Genomic DNA, 22,350 nt, shown 5'->3' with positions numbered 1-22,350 from the left:
CGGAGCTGAAAGAAATGGCTGCATACGAATACGAAACGCATGAATATGACGTGGTCGTTGTCGGCGCCGGTGGGGCCGGTCTGCGGGCGACATTGGGTATGGCGGAACAAGGCCTGCGTACGGCCTGCGTGACCAAGGTTTTCCCAACCCGTTCTCATACCGTGGCTGCACAGGGTGGCATTGCCGCGTCGCTGTCGAATATGGGCCCCGATCATTGGCAATGGCACATGTACGATACCGTCAAGGGCTCGGACTGGTTGGGCGATACCGACGCGATGGAGTACCTTGCCCGCGAGGCGCCCAAGGCGGTCTACGAGCTGGAGCACTATGGCGTTCCGTTCAGCCGGACGGAAGAGGGCAAGATTTATCAGCGCCCCTTCGGTGGACACACCACTGAATTCGGAGAAGGTCCTGCGGTACAGCGCACCTGTGCAGCCGCCGACCGGACCGGCCACGCGATCCTACATACTCTGTACGGACAGTCGCTCAAGAACAACGCCGAGTTCTATATCGAGTATTTCGCCATCGACTTGATCATGTCCGAAGACGGTCAGTGTCAGGGTGTCGTCTGCTGGAAGCTGGACGATGGCACCATGCATGTCTTCAACGCCAAGATGGTGGTATTGGCGACCGGCGGCTATGGCCGTGCCTATTTCAGCGCCACCTCGGCCCATACCTGCACCGGCGATGGCGGCGGCATGGTGGCCCGTGCTGGGCTGGCCTTGCAGGATATGGAATTCGTTCAGTTCCACCCCACAGGCATCTACGGTTCGGGCTGTCTGATCACCGAAGGTGCGCGCGGCGAAGGCGGGTATCTGACAAACTCGGAAGGTGAACGGTTCATGGAGCGCTATGCGCCCCAGTACAAGGACCTCGCACCACGCGATTACGTTTCGCGCTCGATGACCATGGAAATCCGCGAGGGACGTGGCGTTGGGGCCGAAGGGGATCACATTCACCTGAACCTCAGCCACTTGCCCGCCGAAGCTCTGGCAGAGCGCCTGCCCGGTATCTCGGAAAGCGCCAAGATTTTTGCGGGTGTGGATGTCACCAAGGAACCGATCCCGGTTCTGCCCACCGTGCATTACAACATGGGCGGTATCCCCACGAACTATTGGGGTGAGGTTCTGAACCCGACTGCCGACGATCCGACTGCGGTTGTTCCCGGTTTGATGGCCGTTGGCGAAGCCGGTTGTGCCTCGGTCCACGGTGCGAACCGACTGGGGTCGAACTCGCTGATTGACCTTGTGGTCTTTGGCAGGGCGGCAGCGATCCGGGCTGGCAAGGTTGTCGACGCCGAATCCCCCAACCCGGTTCTGAACCAGGCGTCGGTCGACAAGGCGTTTGACCGTTTTGATGCGGTGCGTAACGCCAGCGGTTCAACCCCAACCGCTGATCTTCGGCTTGAGATGCAAAAGACCATGCAGGCGGATGCGGCCGTGTTCCGAACCGCCAAGACCATGGCCGAAGGCGTCGAGAAGATGACGGCGATTGCCGCAAAGATGGACGACCTGAAAGTCACAGACCGTTCATTGGTCTGGAACAGCGATCTGATGGAAACCCTTGAACTGACCAACCTGATGCCAAACGCGCTTGCCACCATCGTCGGCGCCGAGGCCCGCAAGGAATCCCGAGGGGCCCACGCGCATGAGGACTTCAGCGAGCGTGATGACGAAAACTGGCGTGTTCACACGGTCAGCCGGGTTGAGGGCAGCAAGGTTGAGCTCAGCTATCGTCCGGTCATCGTTGATCCGCTGACGACCGAGGACCAAGGCGGTATCAGCTTGCAGAAAATCGCGCCCAAAGCGCGGACGTTCTAAAGGGCGGGTCAGGAACAGGGGCGAGATGGCAGAGTTTTCTTCGACCGATTATTGGCAACGCCGATATGAGCGCGGCAAGACCTCGGGGGCGGGGTCTTACGGGCGTCTTGCCGTCTACAAAGCGAATTTCATCAACACGATGGTCGAGATGGAAGGCGTGGACTCGGTTGTAGAATTGGGATCGGGCGACGGAAATCAGGCGCAATTGTTTGATATCCCGAAATATACCGGTCTTGACATCTCGGACCTCTGCGTTCGTCGCTGCAACGAAGTTTTTCGATCCCGCACCAATTGGGTGTTCAAAAACGCCGATTCCGAGGTTGAGCCGCATGACGTTTCTCTTTCGCTGGATGTCATTTATCATCTGACCGAAGACAGCGTTTTCGAGAACTACATGCGGCGGTTGTTCGGGCTGGCAAAGCGTTTTGTCGTTATCTATTCGTCTGATTTTGACCAGAACCCTTCCAACCAGCATGTGCGCCATCGCCCGTATTCCCTGTGGGTTGAAGAATTCATGCCCGGCTGGCAGCTCTATTGTGAAGAAGAGAACCCGTTTGCCGTCAAAGGGCATGCGCATGCCTCAAAGAACAGCTTTGCCGCGTTCAAAGTGTTCGAGCGGAGTTGAACGTGTGACTGGCGCAAGCACCATATCGACCCGGAAAGCCAAACAAGCCGCTTTTGATCCAGTCACATGCCGGAAGGGCGTTCAAAAAAGCGCGAGTCATGGTGAAATCCCAGGCGTGCCGAGGCGTATGCTTTGCTGGTGCCTGCAATGACGGTCGAGAAACTCCAATCCGGGCAAAGCGATCCCAAGATCATCCTGATCGGCTTGAACCGCTGTGCGACGACCTCGTATCACAAGCTGTTTCAGAACAACGGGATTCCATCTGTGCATTGGGAAGATGAACAGGGTCTAAACCTTGCACATCGCATGGTAACCAATATTGCCATGGGGCGCAGACCGCTGGATGGGTTTGGTGCCGTTCGGGCCTTCACCGATATCGCCTTTGTCAATTCGCGCTTCATGCTGGACGGCGCGCGGTTCTTTCGAGAGCTGCACGCGGCTTACCCTGACGCCTATTTCTTGCTGAACACGCGCAATCGCGATGACTGGATCGCATCACGTGCCAACCATTCCGGCGGTAGGTACCTAGAGCGATGCTGCAAGGCCAATGGACAGACGGCCGACGAGGTAAAACGGGGCTGGGCGCATATGTATGACGTGCACCATTCCGAGGTCGAAGCTTTCTTTGACGACAACCCGCGCTTTCTGCGCTTTGATATCGACCGGGACGATCCGCAAAGCCTTGCGGATTGGCTTTCGCCGGATTTCGACGTGAACATCGCCCATTGGGGGCATTATAACCGAGGGGCGTCTGAATGCGCCCGGACAGGCTGAAAGGCGGCCTTGTGCTGAATGGAGAATTGACATGGTTCAACTGACCCTGCCCAAGAATTCCCGGATTACCACCGGCAAGACCTGGCCAAAGCCGGACGGCGCCACGAACGTGCGCAAGTTCCAGATCTATCGTTGGAACCCCGATGACGGGCAGAACCCGCGTGTCGACACCTATTTCGTTGATATGGATACGTGCGGTCCGATGGTACTGGACGCGCTAATCAAGATCAAAAACGAGATCGATCCGACGTTGACGTTCCGACGGTCCTGCCGCGAAGGCATCTGTGGATCTTGCGCGATGAACATCGACGGGATCAATACGCTGGCCTGTATCTATGGCATGGATGAGATCAAGGGCGATGTGAAAATCTATCCGCTGCCGCATATGCCGGTGGTCAAGGACCTGATCCCTGATCTGACTCATTTCTATGCCCAGCATGCGTCCATCATGCCGTGGCTGGAAACCAAGACCAATCGTCCCGCGAAAGAATGGAAACAGTCCATCGAAGATCGCAAGAAGCTGGACGGTCTCTATGAATGCGTGATGTGCGCCAGCTGCTCGACCTCATGCCCCAGCTACTGGTGGAATGGCGACCGCTATCTTGGCCCCGCGGCTTTGCTGCATGCCTATCGCTGGATCATCGACAGCCGGGATGAAGCCACCGGTGAACGTCTGGATGAGCTGGAAGATCCGTTCAAGCTCTACCGCTGTCACACCATCATGAACTGTGCCAAGACCTGCCCGAAAGGTCTGAACCCGGCCAAGGCGATTGCCGAGATCAAGAAGATGATGGTCGAACGCGCGGTCTAAACACAGACCCGATTTGCGATTTTCGCATGTCCATCTTGCATAAATAGGCGATGCAGCCCCGGCTGCATTGCCTTATTTTTTGGGCAGGGAGGAGTGATGAGCTTTAGTCAGGATCACTCCAATGAGCAAAGACACATCCAAACGGAAAACCGACGCCCAAGACGCGCTGGAACTGCTTGAACAGGCATGGGCCTATTACACGCCCGAACCTGCGAAGGCTGACAAGGAACCAGAGCTTTTCGAATACGCAAACGCAGCCTGATACAGGCGGCAAGGCTTGCAAACTGACGGTTTATCGGCAAAGCAGAGGGATGCCTGTTCTTCTGCTTCTTCTGGCGGCCGGCGTGTTTGCCTATTTCCTCTGGCGCTCGCGCCATTCCGGGCTGACACGTGATTGCAGGTGGCGGCAGGACAAGAGCCACGGCATCTGGCGGTGCAGCTTCTGCGGTGCCGAAATAACTGCACTGGACCAACCATTGCGGTGCTTGAAGGCGCGTGACCCCTGAAAGATAGGGCTTTCCGAGGGCTGAATAATGCGCCACTCTGCCCGGCATGACCGTTTCAGAAAACACTCTACAACCGCCCGAAGATGCCGAAGCCCGTCGCGCGGTCGCCCCTGTCATCTGTTACCCGAACGAGGCATTGCCGCGACCGGATGTACCTTGGATGAAGTCCCTTCGCGCACGCGCAAGCAAAACGGGCGAAGTGCTGGTGCCGCCACGCGATGCGCGTTGTTTTGAAGTGCCTGCCGGCCATTTCTTTCGCATCACTTCCGTCGAGGGGCCGCAGGTTGGCGATCTGAACCTCTGGAACCGAAACGACCTTTCGGAACGCTTCTATTCCGGAAAAACCCGGGCGCTGCATGGCACGCATCTGACCACCGGAGAGCGGATGTGGTCCAGTTTTCCTCATCTACGCCCGATGGCCACGATTATTGCGGATACGCTGGAGTGGTACGGGATCGATTCCTATGGGGGGTCGGTTCATGACGTCATCGGTACGCGATGCGATCCGTATACGGGCAACCTTTTGTCCGGTACGCAATACCACCATTGTTGCCATTCCAACCTGACACGCGCGCTTGCGGATCACCTCAATATTCCGCTGGCCGAAGCCGAACCCGCGGTGCACGACGTATTGAACGTCTTCATGTGTACCGGTTTCACCCGCGACACGGGTCAGTACTTCATGAAAGCCTCACCCGTGCGCCCCGGAGATTTTCTGGAATTTTTTGCCGAGATTGATTTGCGGGGCAACCTCAGCGCCTGCCCGGGCGGGGATTGTTCTTCGGAACATTCCTCGGACACGGCTGCATGCCACCCCTTGCTGGTGGAGGTGTTCGCTCCTGCCAGTGGTGATTTGAAGGGGTGGGATAGCCCTGCGAGCAATGGTTATGATCGCTCGCACGGGCGTTAGCAACGGCAGGCGCCCGTTTCCTCGTGCTTGCCCACCATCAGCTGTTGGGGAACGCAGCCTGAAGCGCGATTTCCACCATTTCACCAAAGCTGCTTTCACGTTCTGACGATGGCAGAGCCTCTCCGGTCAACAGGTGGTCGGAAACAGTCAGAACGGCCAGAGCGCGGCACTTGTGGCGCGCCGCCAGGATATAGAGTTCGGCCGCTTCCATCTCGACCCCCAGAATGCCGTGACGCACCATCTGTTCATTGAGATCTGGACGCTCGTCATAAAAGACATCTGACGAGTAAATTCCACCAACATGGGTCGGCGTTCCCTTGGCGGCAGCCGCGGTGGCGGCAGCTTGCAGCAGCCCCCAATCGGCGCAGGGTGCAAAGTTGAGCTCTTTCATGATGCCGCGCGACGGCGTGCTCAGCGTGGTTGATGTCATGGCCAGAATAACGTCACGAATTTTGACGCTGTCCTGCATCCCCCCGCAGGATCCGATGCGGATCAGGGTTTTCGCATCGTAATCGCGGATCAACTCGTTTACATAAATGGAAAGAGACGGCATTCCCATGCCGCTTCCCTGAATTGTTACGGGGTTTCCCTTCCAGTTTCCGGTAAAGCCGAGCATTCCCCGAACGTTATTGACCTGTTTGACATCGTCCAAAAACGTTTCGGCCGCCCATTTCGCCCGGTAGGGATCACCGGGCAAAAGAACGGTTTCAGCTATTTCGCCTTTTTCGGCGCCAATATGAATTGTCATTTTCAAAAACGCTCAGATTAGATTTCCAGATCAGAAATATCCACGCCTGCGGTCAGCGCGTCATGCACCCATTGAGGCTTGCGGCCGCGACCGGTCCAAGTTTGATCTGGGTTTTCCGGGTTGCGGTATTTAGCCTTTGTTTTTGTTGGCTTAACGCTGCGCGACGCTTCTCCGGACAGCTCAGACAAAGAGAAGCCGAATTCTGCCGCAGCCTTTTCTGCGGCTTTCAAAGCTTCCTGACGTTCGCGTTTTTCTGCCCTGACCAAAGCTTTTTCAATGTCATTGCGCAAAGCCAAAAGGTCTTTGCGTGACATATTCTCAAGATTGATCCCCATCATTCTTCTCCATCAGATAATAATTACGGTGCACATGAGCGCGCACCGTAATTCCAAATATCAGCTTATTCCATCCCGAATTTTTCAGAGACGGAAACAGGAGAAAAAGTGCCTTTAAGCTAATTTACTCTGCCGCGAGGTTCCGAGGATCCGCCAGAGTAACGATATCGCCCATTATCGAATTGAGTTCGAAGTTTTTCGGGGTGTAGACCTTGGCCACACCCATGGATTTCAGTTTTTCGGCATCTTCGTCCGGAATAATGCCACCCACCACGACTGGGATATGAGACAACCCCGCCTGCCGCAGACGTTCCATGACGTCTTTGACCAGTGGCAGGTGGCTGCCAGACAGGATCGACAATCCAATGACATGCGCATCATCTTCGCTGGCGGCCGCAACGATTTCTTCGGGTGTCAGACGAATGCCCTCATAGCTGATGTCCATACCGCAATCGCGGGCACGGAAGGCGATCTGTTCGGCACCGTTGGAATGGCCGTCCAGTCCGGGTTTGCCTACAAGGAACTTCAGACGCCGGCCCAGCTTGTCGCTGACGGCATCAACAGCGGCACGCAGGTCGTCCAGCCCTTCGGTCTTGTTCGAAACAGACCCGGAAACACCGGTTGGGCCGCGATAGGTTCCATAGACTTTACGCATCTCTTCGGCCCATTCGCCCGTCGTCGCGCCGGCCTTTGCGGCGGCAATGGACGGTTCCATGATGTTTGCCCCGGTCTGTGCCGCTTCGCGCAGCGCGGCCAGGGCCGCTGCTACGGCCGCTTCGTCCCGTTCTGCGCGCCACGTATTTAGGCGGTCGATCTGTTCTTGTTCCACGGCAGGATCGACAACCATGATGCCACCGTCGTCGGTTTGAAGCGGTGATGCCTCGCCTTCGATCCATTTGTTCACACCGACAACAACGGTTTCGTTGCGCTCGATCCGGTTCAGGCGTTCAGCGTTGGAATCTACCAGTCGGGACTTCATGTATTCGATCGAAGCGACCGCGCCGCCCATCGAATCCAGGTTGGCCAGTTCGGCCCGTGCGCCTTCTTTCAGTTCTTTCACCTTGGCATCGACTGCGGGGTTTCCATCGAACAGGTCGTCGTATTCCAGCAGATCGGTCTCATAGGCCAGGATCTGCTGCATCCGCATCGACCACTGCTGGTCCCACGGGCGCGGCAGACCCAGCGCCTCGTTCCAGGCGGGCAACTGCACCGCTCGGGCGCGGGCATTCTTCGACAGGGTTACGGCCAGCATCTCGATCAGGATGCGATAGACGTTGTTTTCGGGCTGCTGCTCGGTCAGACCCAGAGAGTTCACCTGCACGCCATAGCGGAATCGACGGAATTTCGGATTTTCAACGCCATAGCGTTGTTGCAGGATCTCATCCCAAAGATCCACGAAGGCACGCATTTTGCACATTTCGGTGACAAAGCGGATGCCAGCATTTACAAAGAAGGAAATCCGACCGCAGAGCGCCGGGAAATCCTCGGCAGGTACACGTGGGCGCAATTCGTCCAGCACGGCGATGGCAGTGGCCAGGGCATAGGCCAGTTCCTGCTCTGGCGTCGCCCCCGCCTCTTGCAGGTGGTACGAGCACACGTTCATCGGGTTCCATTTCGGAACATTGGTATAGCAATACTCGGCCACGTCCGCGATCATCTTGAGCGACGGCTTGGGCGGGCAAACATAAGTGCCGCGGCTCAGGTATTCCTTGATCAGGTCGTTTTGAACCGTGCCCTGTAGTTTGGATACATCCGCGCCTTGCTCTTCCGCGACGGCGACATAAAGCGCCAAAAGCCATGGCGCAGTGGCGTTGATCGTCATCGAGGTGTTCATCTGCTCCAGCGGGATCTGGTCGAACAGAACCCGCATGTCGCCCAGATGACAGACCGGCACACCAACCTTGCCGACTTCACCGCGGGCCAAAGTGTGGTCGCTGTCATAGCCCGTTTGAGTGGGCAGATCGAAGGCCACCGACAGGCCGGTTTGGCCTTTCGCAAGATTCCCCCGATAAAGCGCGTTCGAGGCTTTGGCCGTGGAATGACCGGCATAGGTTCGGATGAGCCAGGGGCGATCTTTCTGCGTCTGCGTCATAGCGGGGCCTCGCGTTTCAGTGGGCAATAAAATTTCGTCTTGAGGTTCTAAAGCGCAATTTTCGGGACATGTCAATTCGCTGCGTTGCGGCATGCCGCAATTGTTCAGATTGTGGGCGGCTGTGATTGGTGGCAATCTGCCGCCATGACGCAAACCGTGGAACTTCCGCTTTGGCTTTTCGTGCTGATCGTGGTCTTTGCCATGGTCACTTTCGCATCGCATTTCCTGTTTCCGTCCGTCCGCTGGTTTTTCCGTCGCAGGCTGGAACGCGCGGTGGCGCGCCTGAACCAGCGCCTTCAACGCCCGATCCAGCCCTTCAAGCTGGCGCGTCGACATGACATGATCCAGCGCTTGATTTATGATCCGCAGGTCGGCCAGGCGGTTCAGCAACATGCCCGTGAAACCGGCATGCCCGAGGCCGTCGCCTCGGAGCAGGCACGTCGTTATGCCCGAGAGATCGTTCCGTCATTTTCGGCCTTCGCCTATTTCAGCTTTGCGATCCGGTTGGCCCGCTTGCTGAGCAACACATTCTACGAGGTACGGCTTAGCTATCAGGACGAAGAATCCGTCAGGAACATTGACCCCGAAGCTACGGTTGTCTTTGTCATGAACCACCGGAGCAACATGGATTACGTTTTGGTCACGTATCTTGCAGCCCGGCATTCTGCGCTGTCTTATGCTGTCGGAGAGTGGGCCCGGGTCTGGCCGCTCAGCCGATTGATCCGGGCGATGGGGGCGTATTTTATCCGGCGCAAGTCCGGCAGCGAACTCTATCGTCAGGTTCTGTCCACCTATGTACGCCACGCAACCGAAGCCGGCGTAACTCAAGCCATGTTTCCAGAAGGCGGGCTGAGCCTGACCGGGGCCATTGCGCGCCCCAAGCTTGGACTGCTCAAATACATTATGGATGGAACGTCGCCACAGGGGCGCGATGTGGTGTTTGTCCCGGTTGCCCTGAATTACGACCGTGTGTTGGAAGATACCATCCTGACCCGCGCGGCACTTGGAACAGAGCGGCGGTTTCGCGCGCGGATCGGCGTCATCACGCGCTGGATAGTGAAACAGATCTGGCGTCGTTTGATCGGCCGATACAAGCGGTTCGGTCTGGCGTCCGTCCGGTACGGCAGGCCGATCTCTCTGAGAGAATTCCGGGCCAAGGGCAGCGACGACATGATGACGGATTTGGCCCGGGCGCTGATGCAGCGTATCCAGCATGCTATTCCGCTTGTGCCGGCACCAGCGGCCTGTTTGCTGGTGCGCGACAAGGGCCCGATGTCCGAAGAAGACGTGCTGTCACGAATCCGACAGATGATGGAGCGCGATGATCCGCAGACCAAGGACAATTCGCAGGCCATATCAAATGCTTTGGATCAACTGGTTGAACGCCGGATTCTGAACCGACAGGGGAATATGCTGTCCGTATCAGGTCAGCGCGGCGATCTTCTGGACTATTACGCCGCATCCGCCCCGGCGGATTCAGGTAACCAGGTTTCTGCATCCGCAAAATAACTTTCTGCAACCGCTGGGTCATAAAATTACAATATGGCGCCAAAAACGGTTGCAATATTACTCATCGCCCAATATTCCAGTCTGTGAAGCGCGCGATTCTGCGTCGCGGCAAAGGCACTGAACAGAGGAGGCCGGCATGGCTTTGGACACCGAAAGTGGTATCGCGTCGTACGAGGCACCTGAAAAAGATCTGTATGAAATGGGTGAAATCCCGCCCATGGGATATGTCCCAAAGCAAATGTACGCTTGGGCCATCCGCAAAGAACGTCATGGTGAGCCGAACACCGCCATGCAGCAGGAAGTTGTGGATGTTCCGACCCTGGACAGCAACGAAGTGCTGGTTCTGGTTATGGCTGCCGGGGTCAACTACAACGGCGTCTGGGCTGCTCTGGGGCAGCCGATCAGCCCGTTTGATGGCCACAAAGCACCCTACCACATCGCGGGTTCGGATGCGTCGGGCATCGTTTGGGCCGTTGGCGACAAGGTGAAGCGCTGGAAAGTTGGCGATGAAGTTGTGATCCACTGCAACCAGGACGACGGCGATGACGAGGAATGCAACGGCGGTGATCCGATGTATTCGCCCAGCCAGCGGATCTGGGGCTATGAAACACCGGATGGCTCGTTCAGCCAGTTCACCCGCGTGCAGGCCCAGCAGCTTATGCCGCGCCCCAAGCATCTGACATGGGAAGAAGCGGCGTGCTACACCCTGACGCTGGCAACCGCGTACCGGATGCTGTTTGGCCACGAACCGCACGATCTGAAACCGGGTCAGAACGTCCTGGTCTGGGGTGCGTCGGGCGGTCTGGGGTCCTACGCGATCCAATTGATCAATACCGCAGGCGCAAATGCGATCGGTGTGATTTCAGACGAAAGCAAGCGTGATTTCGTTATGGGTCTGGGCGCCAAAGGTGTTCTGAACCGTCGTGATTTCAACTGCTGGGGTCAGTTGCCCACGGTCAACACACCGGAATATGCCGAATGGTTCAAAGAGGCCCGCAAATTCGGCAAGGCGATCTGGGACATAACCGGCAAAGGCAACAATGTTGACATGGTGTTCGAACACCCGGGTGAAAGCACTTTCCCAGTGTCGACCTTCGTTGTGAAAAAAGGCGGTATGGTCGTGATTTGCGCCGGAACATCGGGTTTCAACTGTACATTCGATGTGCGCTACATGTGGATGCACCAAAAGCGTTTGCAGGGCTCGCACTTTGCTCATCTGAAGCAGGCGGCAGCCGCGAACAAGCTGATGGTCGAGCGCCGCCTGGACCCCTGCATGTCCGAAGTGTTCACGTGGAATGACCTGCCCGAGGCCCATATGAAAATGCTGCGGAACGAGCACAAGCCGGGCAATATGTCCGTTCTTGTTCAGGCGTCGCGTACTGGTCTGCGTACCCTCGAGGAAGTCCTGGACGCAGGCTAACAACCCGCCAGGGTTGTAGACAAAAAACGCCCGCGAATCACCTTGCTGGTTCGCGGGTGTTTTGCGTTTTTCGGGCCTCTGACGATCTTTCAAATGCTTGCATTTTTGCCCATCGCTATTTTTGGGGAGTAGAAACCGGCGAATAGGCTGAAAAAGATCATACATGTTATGGTTGTGTTAACCCTTCGTTAACTGTTTCAGAGAGACCCTGATGGCGCAAAATGAGTGGATATTGGACGTATTGTCGGATCTCAATGCTTTCGCCGTTGCGAATGGTTTGAGCGCGCTTGCAGAGCAGCTTGATGACACAAGACTGATCGCGGCTGCCGAGATTGCGTCCTTGAAGAACGAGGTACGGGCGCCCGCGGATGGCAACGAAGGTCGATTTGGGTCAAATCCTTCAGGATTTGGAAAACACCAACACGCTTGAAGAACTCAGCGCCGCAGCTGAGCGTTTGCGGGACGCGTTGAAGGTCGAGCACCTGACGTATCACTGGGTTGACGGTGCCGGAGATCAATACGGCTACACCACCTATTCAGACGCCTGGGATGAGCGCTACAGGGAAAAAAACTATCACCGTATCGACCCTGTGATCTTGGGGTGTTTCCAGCGGTTTCATCCGGTTGACTGGAAGTCGTTGGATTGGTCCGGCAAGGTGGCAAAGGCCTTCCTTCTGGATGCGCAAAACCATGGCGTTGGAAATCAGGGGTATTCCATCCCAATTCGGGGTCCAAATGGTCAGTTCGCACTGTTCACGGTCAACCACAGTTGTGATGATCAAACCTGGAAGAACTTTGTCTCGGCTTACGGGCGTGATTTGATTCTTGTTGCGCATTACATAAATCGCAAGGCGCTGGAGTTTGAAAAAGACAGGCAGCCGGACTGCCCGCGCAGCTTGTCGCCAAGGGAAATCGACGCGATCACACTTTTGGCGTTGGGATACAGCCGCGCCCAAGTGGCCCATTCCCTGACGATTTCCGAGCATACGTTGCGCGTTTACATTGAAAGCGCGCGCTCAAAGCTGGGCGCACATAACACAACCCACGCAATCGCCACGGCACTCAGCCGGGGATTAATAGTGGTTTAAGAGGCGAACGGCCTCCACACGCAAAATTAACCACGACTCTGTACTCCCTTCGTTCCTGCACAGGACGACAAGGGGAACAAGTCATGTTGCGTTATCTATATGCCGATGAGTTACACAGATTTCCGACTCTGGCAGAGGGGATGTTCAAAGATCGTGCGGATCAGTTCAAGACCAGGTTGGGGTGGGATGTCCACGTCAACGAGAAGGGCGAAGAACGGGACGAATACGATGATCTCAATCCGCTTTATGTCATCTGGGAAGAGCCGGATGGCAGCCACGGAGGGTCGATGCGTGTATTGCCTACGACCGGTCGGGTGATGATCAATGAGGTTTTTGGTCATCTGAATGGCGGCAAGCCGATTTGCAGCCCCCTGATCTGGGAAGTCACCCGGTTCTGCCTGTCCCGAACAGCCAGCCCGCATACTGCCGGCGCCATCATGTTGAGCGGCGGTGAAATGATGGAAGGTTTCGGCCTGACGCATATCGCCGGCGTATTCGATGCAAGGATGATCAGAATCTATCGCCTGATCGGGTCCTCGCCCGAGGTTCTGGGAACCCAGGGCAGCGGGCGCGATCAGATTTCAGTCGGATTGTGGCCCTATTCCGCGGACGACTGCAACCGGGTGGCCGAGCGTGCGGGCATCCCGCGCGACCTGTCTCGGATGTGGTTCAAGGCCGCATTCGGGCCGAAGAAACAGCACCGGTTCGCCCTGTCCGCTTAAGTGTCGGAAAACGCTAATCCACATCTGGTGGTGGTCGGCGCGGCCCTGTAGGGTCGCGCCATGTCCTTGCCGAATGTAACGTTCTCAGATGATCAGGCCGCCGCGTATGACAGCATCGCCGAGATGCTGCGGGCAGCAGGTGTTGATCTCGAAGATGATGCCCTTCTGAAACTGCCAGGCGCAGGAAAATCAGGTGTGATGGCCGTGATCGGCAAGGCTGGTTCGGGCAAAACGCTGCTGTTGGCCGAGCTGTACAAGGCACTGGCAGAGACGGGTGTTCAGATCGTGTCCGGCGATTATGAAAGCCGCAAATCGAAAGACAAGCGCAGCCTTGCCATCCTGGCCCCGACGAACAAGGCTGCAAGCGTTCTGCGATTGCGCGGCGTGCCTGCGACCACGATTCACCGCATATTGTACACGCCGGTCTATGATCCGGAATACGAGCGTATTGCGGAATGGCTGGCTGGCAATGACGAACGCCCCGATATCGAAGGTTTGACGGATGAAGCCTTGGATCGTGCGGCTGCTTTTTACCAAAACAACAAATCTATCCCCGGGGCGCTGGCCGCCGCCGGTTTGCGAGGGTCGGATTTCATCACCGGGTGGAAGCGCCGTGACGAACCGCTGGATATCGGGTTCGTCGATGAGGCGTCGATGCTGGATGACCGCCAGTTCGATGATCTCAAAGAGATTTTCCCGACCCTTCTGTTGTTCGGCGATCCGGCTCAGCTGGCACCGGTAAATCAGTCCGGCAGCATGGTGTTTGAGGGATTGCCCGAGCCCAGGAAGCTGACACTTCAGCGCGTGCACCGCCAGGATGCAGACAACCCAATTCTGGATCTTGCGCATGCGCTGGCTGACCCGGCAATAGGCTTCGAGGATTTCGAGCGACTGATCGAAGAAACAGCCCGTCGGGATGATCGGGTTGTCTGGGGCCAGCGGGTTGAGGTCGATCTGATGGCCCGAAGCCCGGTTCTCGTCTGGCGCAACGCCACGCGCATTCGTTTGATACAGGCCTTCAGGCAAGTTCACGGCGCACCGGATACGGAATTGCTGGAAGGTGAACCGCTTATTTGTGATGGGATCGAATTGCCCTTGAAACATCGCAAGAAACGGCTGGACCTTGAGGCGCGCGGGCTGATCAAAGGAGCTCAGGTGGTATATCTGGGGCCGGGACGAAAGCCGGGCTTCTCGCGTCTTCACGTGATGGGGGCCGAAGACCCGCAGGTCAGCGCAGCGTCTATTGTGCAGATCGAAAAACCGGACGAGGAAGAGCCGTTTATTCCCTATGCCGCCCGCATGGGGGCGACCTTTTTGCACGGAGCGGCCGTGACGATCCACAAGGCGCAGGGGTCACAATGGGATACGGTTCAGGTCTTCGCTCCGGACGTCTATGCCGCCGCTCGTATGGGCCGGACCGAGGCCGGACAGCCATTGTGGAAGCGTTTGGCATATGTCGCGATCACACGCGCGCAAGAGCGGCTGATCTGGGTGGTGCGCAATCGCCTGTCGAAACCCACGCACCCCCTGCGTGTGGATGACTTGAGGGCGATTCCGGCGGCTTCGCTGACATTGGAGGCGGAAGAGACATGAAATCCATCATCGTAACGGGTGCCAGTTCAGGTATCGGCCGGGCAACGGCCCTGCTGTTCTTGTCCCAAGGGTGGACGGTCGGGCTGTTGGCGCGCAGCAAGGACAAGCTGGAAGCTCTGGCAAAAGAGCATCAGGCAGCCATCGTCCTGCCTGCGGATGTGACCGACCCGAATGCGGTTGAACGGGCTTTTCGGTCTTTTACAGACCGCACCGGGCGGCTGGATGTTCTGTTCAACAACGCCGGAATCTTTGCGCCAGGCGGTACGATCGACGAGATCGCTCTGGACGATTGGTATCAAAGCGTCAACGTGAACCTGAACGGCATGTTCCTATGCGCGCGTGAAGCTTTCAAAATCATGCGTCACCAAAACCCGCAGGGCGGCCGGATCATAAACAACGGCTCGATAGCGGCACATGTTCCGCGCCCGAATTCGGTACATTATTCGGCCACAAAGCATGCCATTACAGGGCTGACGCGCAGCCTTTCGCTGGATGGGCGTCGCTTTGGAATCGCCTGCGGGCAGATCGATATCGGAAACGCGCGCACGCAGATGGTTCAGGGCCTTGGGGACGCCGCGCAAGCCGCGGGCGAGACACCAGACCCGACGATGGCCGTGGAAGACGCCGCGCGTTCGGTCCTGCATATGGCAAGCCTGCCGCCCGAGGCCAACGTGCAGTTCATGACCGTCATGGCCACGACCATGCCCTATATCGGCCGAGGGTAACGGTTACTTTTCTCGCAACAGCCGGAAGGCTGTCGAGGCGCCCCAGCCTGCCGCAATCGCTATGACCAGCGACATCAGGCCGTACCAGACGGGCTGCTGGCGGGACATATTGTACAAAAAACGTTCCAGGCCGACTTTCCGGACATCAATGATCGCTTCATATTGCGAGACGACCTCTCCGCCACGGGTGAGAAAAATCCGGGCGGAATAATCGCCTTCGGTCAGGTCGGCGGGCATATCGATCGAGGTGCGGAACAGGGTCTGTTCGTCCACTGCTACGGTGTTTTCGCGGATCGAATACAGTTGTTCGTGTTCTCGAATTCTTATTACGGCGTCTGCAAAGTCCTGTGCGCCCCGGATATGCATCGCGGCACCGACCGAGCGGATCGCGCGTTCGATCGAAATCCGGAAACGCAGGTCTTCGGTGTCGGACAGGATGTCGTCAAAGGGTCCGCTGGTTGCAACGGCGTAAAAGCTGGGTGCAAGGTCGACAAGAACACTGTCGGTGTTCACCCAGATCCCAAGCTTGCGTTCCTTGCGTCGCACGGTGACAGGCTCGGACGGACCCGCAACCGCGACGATGACTTCGACCGGAGGGCCGGAAGGGATTGGGGTTTCCCGCTTGATAGCCCCAAAAATCAAAAGTTCCGATCCGTCGAATGTCGCGGTGATGGCAACCCGGTCCTGGCTGAGACCAAGAACAACCTGTTCTTCCGCTGCCGAAGCGGGCGTGCAGAACAAGCACAGGGCGGCGATAAGCGAACGCAGCATCCTCAGTGCCCTCCGCCGTTGCCAAGCGAGTAGAGCTCGGCGGGTTCGATAAGCAGATCAAGTGCAAGCTTGCCACATACGGCCAGCACCAGAGCGGCAAGCAGCACGCGCAATTGTTCCGCCGGCATTCGGGCTCCGATCACGGTTCCGATCTGGGCGCCAATGACGCCGCCCACCAGCAACAAGACCGCCAGAACAACATCAACCGTATAGTTGGTGGTGGCGTGCAGCATCGTGGTGAAGGCTGTCACAAAGATGATCTGAAACAGCGACGTGCCGACAACGACCTTGGTCGGCATACCCAGCAAGTAGATCATGGCAGGGACCATGATAAAGCCGCCGCCAACGCCCATGATCGCCGACAAAACCCCAACGCACAGACCGACCAAGGCCGGCGGGATGACCGAGATATACAGGCCCGAGGTGCGAAAACGCATTTTGAAGGGCATGGCATGGACCCAGCCCCGCTGCCGGCGCTTGGCAGGGGCCGCGCCGCCTTTCTTGGCTTTACGCAGTGCCCTCAGGCTTTCGACAAACATCAGGCTGCCAATGACGCCAAGAAAAACAACGTAACAGAGTGTCACCAGCAGATCGACCTGACCCAGGCTTTTGAGATAGTTGAAGACAACCACGCCCAAAGCGGCCCCAACAAGCCCGCCAACCAGCAATACCGTTCCCATTTTGAGGTCCACGGTCTTTCGTCGGAAATGTGCCAGAACTCCGGAAAAGGATGATGCGACGATCTGATTGGCTTCGGTAGCAACAGCCACCGCCGGCGGAATACCGATGAAGAACAGCAGCGGGGTCATCAAAAAGCCGCCACCGACACCGAACATTCCGGACAGGATGCCAACCATGCCGCCCAACCCCAACAAGAGAAAGGCGTTTACTGAGACTTCGGCGATGGGAAGGTATATCTGCATGGGCTCTTCTAGTCGCACTGAGTTGAGAGGCGCAACGCCATAGCGTCGCATTCGCCTAAATATTTAAAAAATTGAATGTGACTAATCGGCACATACGACCAGACCTGCCTGTTTGCGCTGATCGGGTCTGCGGACAACTGCCAGTTTGCAGGAAGGTACACACTCATACCCTCTTAGAACGGTTGCGGCATGCAAAATCAACTCTGCATGCCGCTCCGCAGCGAATAGGACTGAAACTCAGTTCGGAACTGGCCTTATCAGCGCTCTTTGACGTAGGGTTCTCCGCCTGCCCGAGGTGGGATGGCTTTGCCGACGAAGCCGGCAAGGATCACCACCGTCAGAATATAGGGCAGGGCGTCCATCACCTGCACGGGAATCACGACGCCACCCAGATCGATATTTTGGAAACGCAGCGCGATCGCTTGCAGCAGACCAAACAGCAAGCAGGCCCACATGGCATGCCACGGGCGCCACTTGGCAAAGATCAGGGCGGCCAAGGCGATAAAGCCACGACCGGCGGTCATTTCCTTGACAAACCCTGCCTGCAAGGCCGTAGCCAGATAGGCTCCTGCAATACCGCACAGCACACCACAGATGGCGACAGCGGCGAACCGCAGGCCAACCACCGAGACACCGGCGGTGTCCACTGCGGCCGGGTTCTCACCCACCGCCCGCAGGCGCAGACCGAACCGGGTGCGATACAGAATCCACCAAGTGGCCGGAACCATCAGGAACGCGACATAAACCAGGATCGAGTGGCCCGAGAGCAATTCGGAATAGATGGGACCAACAATCGGCACACCGCTGAGGGACTCGGCGAATGGAAAGTTGATCGGTTCGAACCGGCCCCCGCCAAACAGGGAGGGTGTCCGCCCACCTTGCTGAAACCAGCTTTGCGCGACCAGGACGGTCAGGCCCGAGGCCAGAAAGTTGATGGCCACGCCCGATATCAATTGGTTGCCCCGGAAGGTGATCGACGCCAGCCCGTGCAGGCCCGACAGCAACAAAGAGGATGCGATACCAGCCAGCAGGCCCAGCCAAACCGACCCTGTGACAGCAGCGATTGCAGCCGAAAAGAACGCTGACATCAACATTTTGCCTTCGAGGCCGATGTCGAAGATCCCGGCCCGTTCCGAAAACAGACCGGCCAGACAGGCAAGCAGCAGTGGCGTGGACAGGCGAATGGTCGAATCCAGAACCTGAATGAGGGTTACAAAAAATTCCATCACTCAGCCCTCTTCCGCATACCCAGGAAAAGTTTTTCAAGCGGCATTCGCACCATGTTGTCCAATGCGCCGGTGAACAGGATGACCAGGGCTTGAATGACCACGATCAGTTCCCGCGGAATCGAAGCCCACAGCGCCAGCTCGGCGCCGCCCTGATACAGAAATCCGAACAAGAGCGCGGCCAGAAACACGCCGAACGGATGTGAACGCCCCATCAGAGCCACGGCGATGCCAATGAACCCCGCGCCCTCGGTCGAGTTCATAACAAGTCGCTCGGCTTCGCCCATGACATTGTTGATGGCCATCAGCCCTGCCAGCCCGCCGGAAATCAGCATCGCGACAATCGTGATGCGCACAGGTGAAATACCGGCATAGACAGCGCCGGTCTCGGAATGGCCGTAAGCCCGGATTTCATAACCCAGACGCGTGCGCCAGATCAGCGCCCAGACAACGACGCAGGCAAGCAACGCGATGAAGAAGGTGATGTTCGCAGGGGCGCCGCGGAAAACAACGTTCTCTGCGGTCGAGAACATCTCCTGGAAAGAGGGCAGATGCACGCTTTCAGAGAACCGCGCGGTGGCCGGATCCTGCGACCCTTGGGGCCGCATGACATTGACCAGCATGTAATTCAGGAAAGCAGCGGCGATGAAGTTGAACATGATTGTGGTGATCACGATATGGCTGCCACGCTTTGCCTGAAGATAGGCCGGAATGGCCGCCCAGAGCGCGCCGAACAGCATCGATGCCGCGCAGGCGGCAAGCAAGGCAATGCTCCAATGCGGCCAGTCGACATAAAGACAGACCATGGCCACGCCCAGCCCGCCCAGCATCGCCTGACCTTCGCCCCCGATGTTGAACATACGGGCATGGAAGGCGACGGCCACCGCAAGACCGGTAAACATGAAGTTGGTCGCGTAATAGAGCGTATAGCCCCAGCCATAGGTCGATCCCAGCGCACCAGTGACCATCAATTTGACGGCCTCGACAGGGTTTTCGCCGATGGCGAGGATGACCAGCGCCGAAAGGATTGCGGCCAGTATCAGACTGATCAGGGGGATCAGAATGACATCGGCCCATTTAGGCATTTTTTCCATGTTACGCGGCCTCTCCCGCAACACCGGCCATCAGAAGGCCCAGTTCTTTTTCATCTGTCTCATGGGGCAGGCGTTCTCCCATGATATGTCCGTCAAACATCACCGCGATCCGGTCCGAGAGCGAGAAGATTTCTTCCAGTTCGACCGATACCAGCAGGATTGCCTTGCCCTGATCACGCAGCGCGACAATCTGTTTGTGAATGAACTCGATGGCGCCGATGTCCACGCCCCGCGTGGGTTGCCCGACCAGCAGCAGGTCAGGGTTGCGTTCAATCTCGCGGGCGACAACGATTTTCTGCTGGTTGCCGCCCGAGAAACTCTTGGCTGCCAACCAGGGATTGGGCGGGCGGACGTCGAATTTTTCGATCTTGGCTTCGGTATCGGCGCGCAACGCCGCGTTGTCCATGAAAATACCGCGTTTATAGGCCGGGTCGCGGTGATATCCGAAGGCCACGTTTTCCCAGGCGTGGAAGTCCATGATCAGGCCTTCGCGCTGCCGGTCCTCGGGCACGTGGGCGATGTGATGCGCGCGGCGGGCCTGACCATCTGATCCGGCCCCACTCAGTGCCAGCGGTTCGCCATTCAGCTTGATCGTGCCCTGTCCGGGACGCATTCCGCCCAGAACTTCCAGCAGTTCGGATTGACCATTGCCGGCCACGCCGGCAATGCCGACGATCTCACCTGCGCGTACGGTCAGGTCGATATTTTTGACCCGTTCAACACCGGCCGAATCGAAAACGCTGAGATTTTCGATCTCGAGAATGGGTTTGCCGGGCGTCGCGGGCACTTTGTCGACTTGCAGCAGAACCTTGCGGCCGACCATCAGTTCGGCCAGCTCCTCGGGGCTGGTCTCGGATGTTTTGACCGTGGCCGTCATTTGCCCGCGCCGCATAACCGATACCGTGTCGGTGTTTTCCATGATCTCGCGCAGTTTGTGGGTGATCACGATGACTGTTTTGCCCTCGGACCGCAGCCGGTCGAGAATGCGGAACAGCTGATCGGCTTCGGCTGGGGTCAACACGCCGGTCGGTTCGTCCAGAATCAGAATTTCGGCCTTGCGGTACAGCGCCTTCAGGATCTCGACCCGCTGCTGCATCCCCACGCCGATCTCGTCGATGCGCTTGTCGGGATCGACGAACAGTTCGTATTCTTCCTCGAGCTCTTTCAGCTCTTTGCGGGCTTTTGCCAGTGATGGCGCCAGCAACCCGCCATCCTCGGCGCCCAGTACGATGTTTTCCAGAACGGTGAAATTTTCCACCAGCTTGAAATGCTGGAACACCATCCCGATGCCTGAGGCGATGGCCGTCTGGCTGTCCGGGATGTCGGTCTTGGTTCCATTGATCCAGATCTCACCTTTGTCGGCTTTGTAAAAGCCGAAGAGAATGCTCATCAACGTGGATTTGCCTGCGCCGTTTTCACCGATGATCCCATGGATCGTACCGGGTGCAACGCTGATCGAGATGTCTTTGTTGGCCTGAACTGGCCCAAAGGCTTTGGATATCCCTTTGAGCTCAATGGCTGGGACGGTCATGTCTTGCCCTCAACTGCCGAGAAACCCATCCGGCTGTCCGCCCGGATGGCGAAGTGGGTGGCGAGGCGGAAGGCACTCTCCCGCCCCGCGCGTTATCAGAACTGCAGCGCCGGGCAGCTGTCGTTCTCGTAATAGCTTACAACATTGATGTCGCCGTTGATGATCGCCTTGCGGGCTTCGTCTACGGCGTCGCTCATGCGAACCGAAACAAGCTCTTTGTTGTTTTCATCCATGGCAACGCCGACCCCATCTTCGGCCAGACCCATGATGAAAACGCCGGTTTCAACATTTTCGCCTGCTTTCATTGCTTCATAAACAGCGACGTCCACACGCTTCAGCATCGAAGTCAGCACTTTGCCTGGGTGCAGGTGATTCTGGTTGCTGTCCACACCAATCGACAGGATGCCCTCGTCAGCCGCAGTTTGCAGAACGCCAACGCCGGTTCCGCCGGCCGCAGCGTAAATCACATCAGCGCCCTGGCTGATCTGTGCTTTTGTAAGTTCTGAACCCTTTACGGGATCGTTCCAGGCAGCAGGCGTTGTTCCTGTCATGTTGGCAACAACATTGATGTCTGGGTTCACGGCCTTAGCGCCCTGGGCATAGCCGCATCCGAAATGGCGAATCAACGGGATGTCCATACCTCCGATGAAACCAACGGTGCCGGATTTCGACGCCATGGCGGCCATCATGCCGACCAGGTAGGACCCTTCGTGCTCGGCAAAGCCAATCTGGCGGATGTTTGGAGCGTCCAGCCAAGTCACGTCAACAGCGACGAATTTGGTGTCGGGGTAATCACTTGCAACAGCCGCCAGGGCGTCAGCGATTCCGAACCCCATGGTGATGATCGGATTTGCACCGGATTCCGCAAACCGGCGCAAGGCCTGTTCGCGCTGCGGTTCTGCCTGAATTTCGATTTCCAGATACTTGCCGCCGGTTTCATTCGCCCAGCGCTGCGCGCCGTTATAGGCGGCCTCGTTGAAGGACTTGTCGAACTTGCCGCCCAGGTCAAAGATCACCGCCGGTTCGGCCAGAACCGCTCCGGCTGACATTGCGACGGCAGCGGCAGCACCCATCAAGGATTTCATCAGGGTCATTTCAGTCTCCCAATTTTATTTTGTTGGCACAGG

Annotated in this window: 21 protein-coding genes; 12 read left to right on the top strand and 9 right to left on the bottom strand. The window is 57.4% G+C overall.

The genetic code is table 11. From position 1 onward, the window contains the following. Window positions 1-14 precede the first annotated feature (14 nt). The 6 genes from sdhA (at window position 15) to GOW56_RS12045 (ending at window position 5,446) form a co-directional block, all read left to right on the top strand. Window positions 15-1,820 (top strand): succinate dehydrogenase flavoprotein subunit, encoded by a 1,806-nt coding sequence (sdhA, locus tag GOW56_RS12075; RefSeq protein WP_171206043.1) that lies wholly within the window; start codon window positions 15-17, stop codon window positions 1,818-1,820. A 25-nt stretch (window positions 1,821-1,845) separates the two neighbouring features. Beyond that, complete coding sequence (locus GOW56_RS12070) at window positions 1,846-2,445, top strand: class I SAM-dependent methyltransferase (protein WP_171206042.1); 600 nt, start codon at window positions 1,846-1,848, stop codon at window positions 2,443-2,445. A 147-nt stretch (window positions 2,446-2,592) separates the two neighbouring features. Next, entirely contained in the window at window positions 2,593-3,219 is a 627-nt protein-coding gene (locus tag GOW56_RS12065; protein ID WP_171206041.1) for a sulfotransferase, read from the top strand. A gap of 31 nt (window positions 3,220-3,250) precedes the next feature. Beyond that, window positions 3,251-4,030, top strand: coding sequence for a succinate dehydrogenase iron-sulfur subunit (locus GOW56_RS12060; protein ID WP_152456842.1), 780 nt, complete (start codon window positions 3,251-3,253; stop codon window positions 4,028-4,030). Window positions 4,031-4,151: 121 nt separating this feature from the next. Further along, on the top strand, window positions 4,152-4,292 hold the full coding sequence (locus GOW56_RS12055) for a hypothetical protein (protein ID WP_171119692.1): 141 nt from the start codon (window positions 4,152-4,154) through the stop codon (window positions 4,290-4,292). Window positions 4,293-4,582: 290 nt separating this feature from the next. Next, window positions 4,583-5,446, top strand: coding sequence for a DUF1989 domain-containing protein (locus GOW56_RS12045; protein WP_171206039.1), 864 nt, complete (start codon window positions 4,583-4,585; stop codon window positions 5,444-5,446). A gap of 37 nt (window positions 5,447-5,483) precedes the next feature. Here the strand turns inward: GOW56_RS12045 and deoD are convergent, their stop codons facing one another. The 3 genes from deoD to GOW56_RS12030 form a co-directional block, all read right to left on the bottom strand. Next, a complete protein-coding gene (deoD, locus tag GOW56_RS12040) occupies window positions 5,484-6,194 on the bottom strand; it encodes a purine-nucleoside phosphorylase (RefSeq protein WP_171119690.1) in 711 nt (236 codons plus the stop codon). 17 nt (window positions 6,195-6,211) lie between these two features. Continuing rightward, on the bottom strand, window positions 6,212-6,529 hold the full coding sequence (locus tag GOW56_RS12035) for an H-NS family nucleoid-associated regulatory protein (RefSeq protein ID WP_171206038.1): 318 nt from the start codon (window positions 6,527-6,529) through the stop codon (window positions 6,212-6,214). Between the two features lie 124 nt (window positions 6,530-6,653). After that, the gene (locus GOW56_RS12030) at window positions 6,654-8,621 is read right to left on the bottom strand and encodes a protein meaA (protein WP_171119688.1); all 1,968 of its coding nucleotides are present in this window, start codon (window positions 8,619-8,621) and stop codon (window positions 6,654-6,656) included. A 144-nt stretch (window positions 8,622-8,765) separates the two neighbouring features. On the opposite strand from GOW56_RS12030, the gene GOW56_RS12025 reads away from it, so the two are divergent. The 6 genes from GOW56_RS12025 (at window position 8,766) to GOW56_RS12000 (ending at window position 15,678) form a co-directional block, all read left to right on the top strand. Continuing rightward, window positions 8,766-10,130: a 1-acyl-sn-glycerol-3-phosphate acyltransferase gene (locus GOW56_RS12025; protein ID WP_171206037.1), complete on the top strand. Its 1,365-nt coding sequence runs from the start codon at window positions 8,766-8,768 to the stop codon at window positions 10,128-10,130. A gap of 136 nt (window positions 10,131-10,266) precedes the next feature. Then, entirely contained in the window at window positions 10,267-11,550 is a 1,284-nt protein-coding gene (ccrA, locus tag GOW56_RS12020) for a crotonyl-CoA carboxylase/reductase (protein ID WP_171206036.1), read from the top strand. Window positions 11,551-11,918: 368 nt separating this feature from the next. Further along, on the top strand, window positions 11,919-12,638 hold the full coding sequence (locus tag GOW56_RS12015) for a LuxR family transcriptional regulator (protein WP_171206035.1): 720 nt from the start codon (window positions 11,919-11,921) through the stop codon (window positions 12,636-12,638). A gap of 83 nt (window positions 12,639-12,721) precedes the next feature. Further along, entirely contained in the window at window positions 12,722-13,360 is a 639-nt protein-coding gene (locus tag GOW56_RS12010) for an acyl-homoserine-lactone synthase (protein WP_152456852.1), read from the top strand. Between the two features lie 60 nt (window positions 13,361-13,420). Beyond that, complete coding sequence (locus GOW56_RS12005) at window positions 13,421-14,953, top strand: ATP-dependent RecD-like DNA helicase (protein ID WP_171206034.1); 1,533 nt, start codon at window positions 13,421-13,423, stop codon at window positions 14,951-14,953. Beyond that, window positions 14,950-15,678: an SDR family oxidoreductase gene (locus tag GOW56_RS12000; RefSeq protein ID WP_171206033.1), complete on the top strand. Its 729-nt coding sequence runs from the start codon at window positions 14,950-14,952 to the stop codon at window positions 15,676-15,678. The genes GOW56_RS12005 and GOW56_RS12000 overlap by 4 nt, the downstream gene beginning before the upstream one ends. Before the next feature lie 3 nt (window positions 15,679-15,681). Here the strand turns inward: GOW56_RS12000 and GOW56_RS11995 are convergent, their stop codons facing one another. The 6 genes from GOW56_RS11995 to GOW56_RS11970 all read right to left on the bottom strand — a co-directional run bounded on the left by GOW56_RS11995 (window position 15,682) and on the right by GOW56_RS11970 (window position 22,317). Further along, window positions 15,682-16,449, bottom strand: a complete 768-nt coding sequence (locus tag GOW56_RS11995) for a TIGR02186 family protein (RefSeq protein WP_171206032.1) — start codon at window positions 16,447-16,449, stop codon at window positions 15,682-15,684. A 2-nt stretch (window positions 16,450-16,451) separates the two neighbouring features. After that, a complete protein-coding gene (locus GOW56_RS11990) occupies window positions 16,452-17,372 on the bottom strand; it encodes a sulfite exporter TauE/SafE family protein (protein ID WP_171171123.1) in 921 nt (306 codons plus the stop codon). 257 nt (window positions 17,373-17,629) lie between these two features. After that, window positions 17,630-18,598 (bottom strand): ABC transporter permease, encoded by a 969-nt coding sequence (locus GOW56_RS11985; RefSeq protein ID WP_171206031.1) that lies wholly within the window; start codon window positions 18,596-18,598, stop codon window positions 17,630-17,632. Beyond that, on the bottom strand, window positions 18,598-19,692 hold the full coding sequence (locus tag GOW56_RS11980) for an ABC transporter permease (protein ID WP_152456858.1): 1,095 nt from the start codon (window positions 19,690-19,692) through the stop codon (window positions 18,598-18,600). Before GOW56_RS11980 ends, GOW56_RS11985 begins: the two co-directional genes overlap by 1 nt. A 1-nt stretch (window position 19,693) precedes the next feature. After that, window positions 19,694-21,223 (bottom strand): ABC transporter ATP-binding protein, encoded by a 1,530-nt coding sequence (locus tag GOW56_RS11975; RefSeq protein ID WP_171206030.1) that lies wholly within the window; start codon window positions 21,221-21,223, stop codon window positions 19,694-19,696. A 95-nt stretch (window positions 21,224-21,318) separates the two neighbouring features. Beyond that, the gene (locus GOW56_RS11970; protein ID WP_171119679.1) at window positions 21,319-22,317 is read right to left on the bottom strand and encodes a BMP family protein; all 999 of its coding nucleotides are present in this window, start codon (window positions 22,315-22,317) and stop codon (window positions 21,319-21,321) included. Between the last annotated feature and the right edge of the window lie 33 nt (window positions 22,318-22,350).

The sequence above is a fragment of the Ruegeria sp. HKCCA0235A genome (genome assembly GCF_013033235.1).
Lineage (GTDB): Bacteria > Pseudomonadota > Alphaproteobacteria > Rhodobacterales > Rhodobacteraceae > Ruegeria.
Note: the sequence above shows the minus strand (reverse complement) of the source record. Positions and strands in the feature narration are given on the sequence as shown.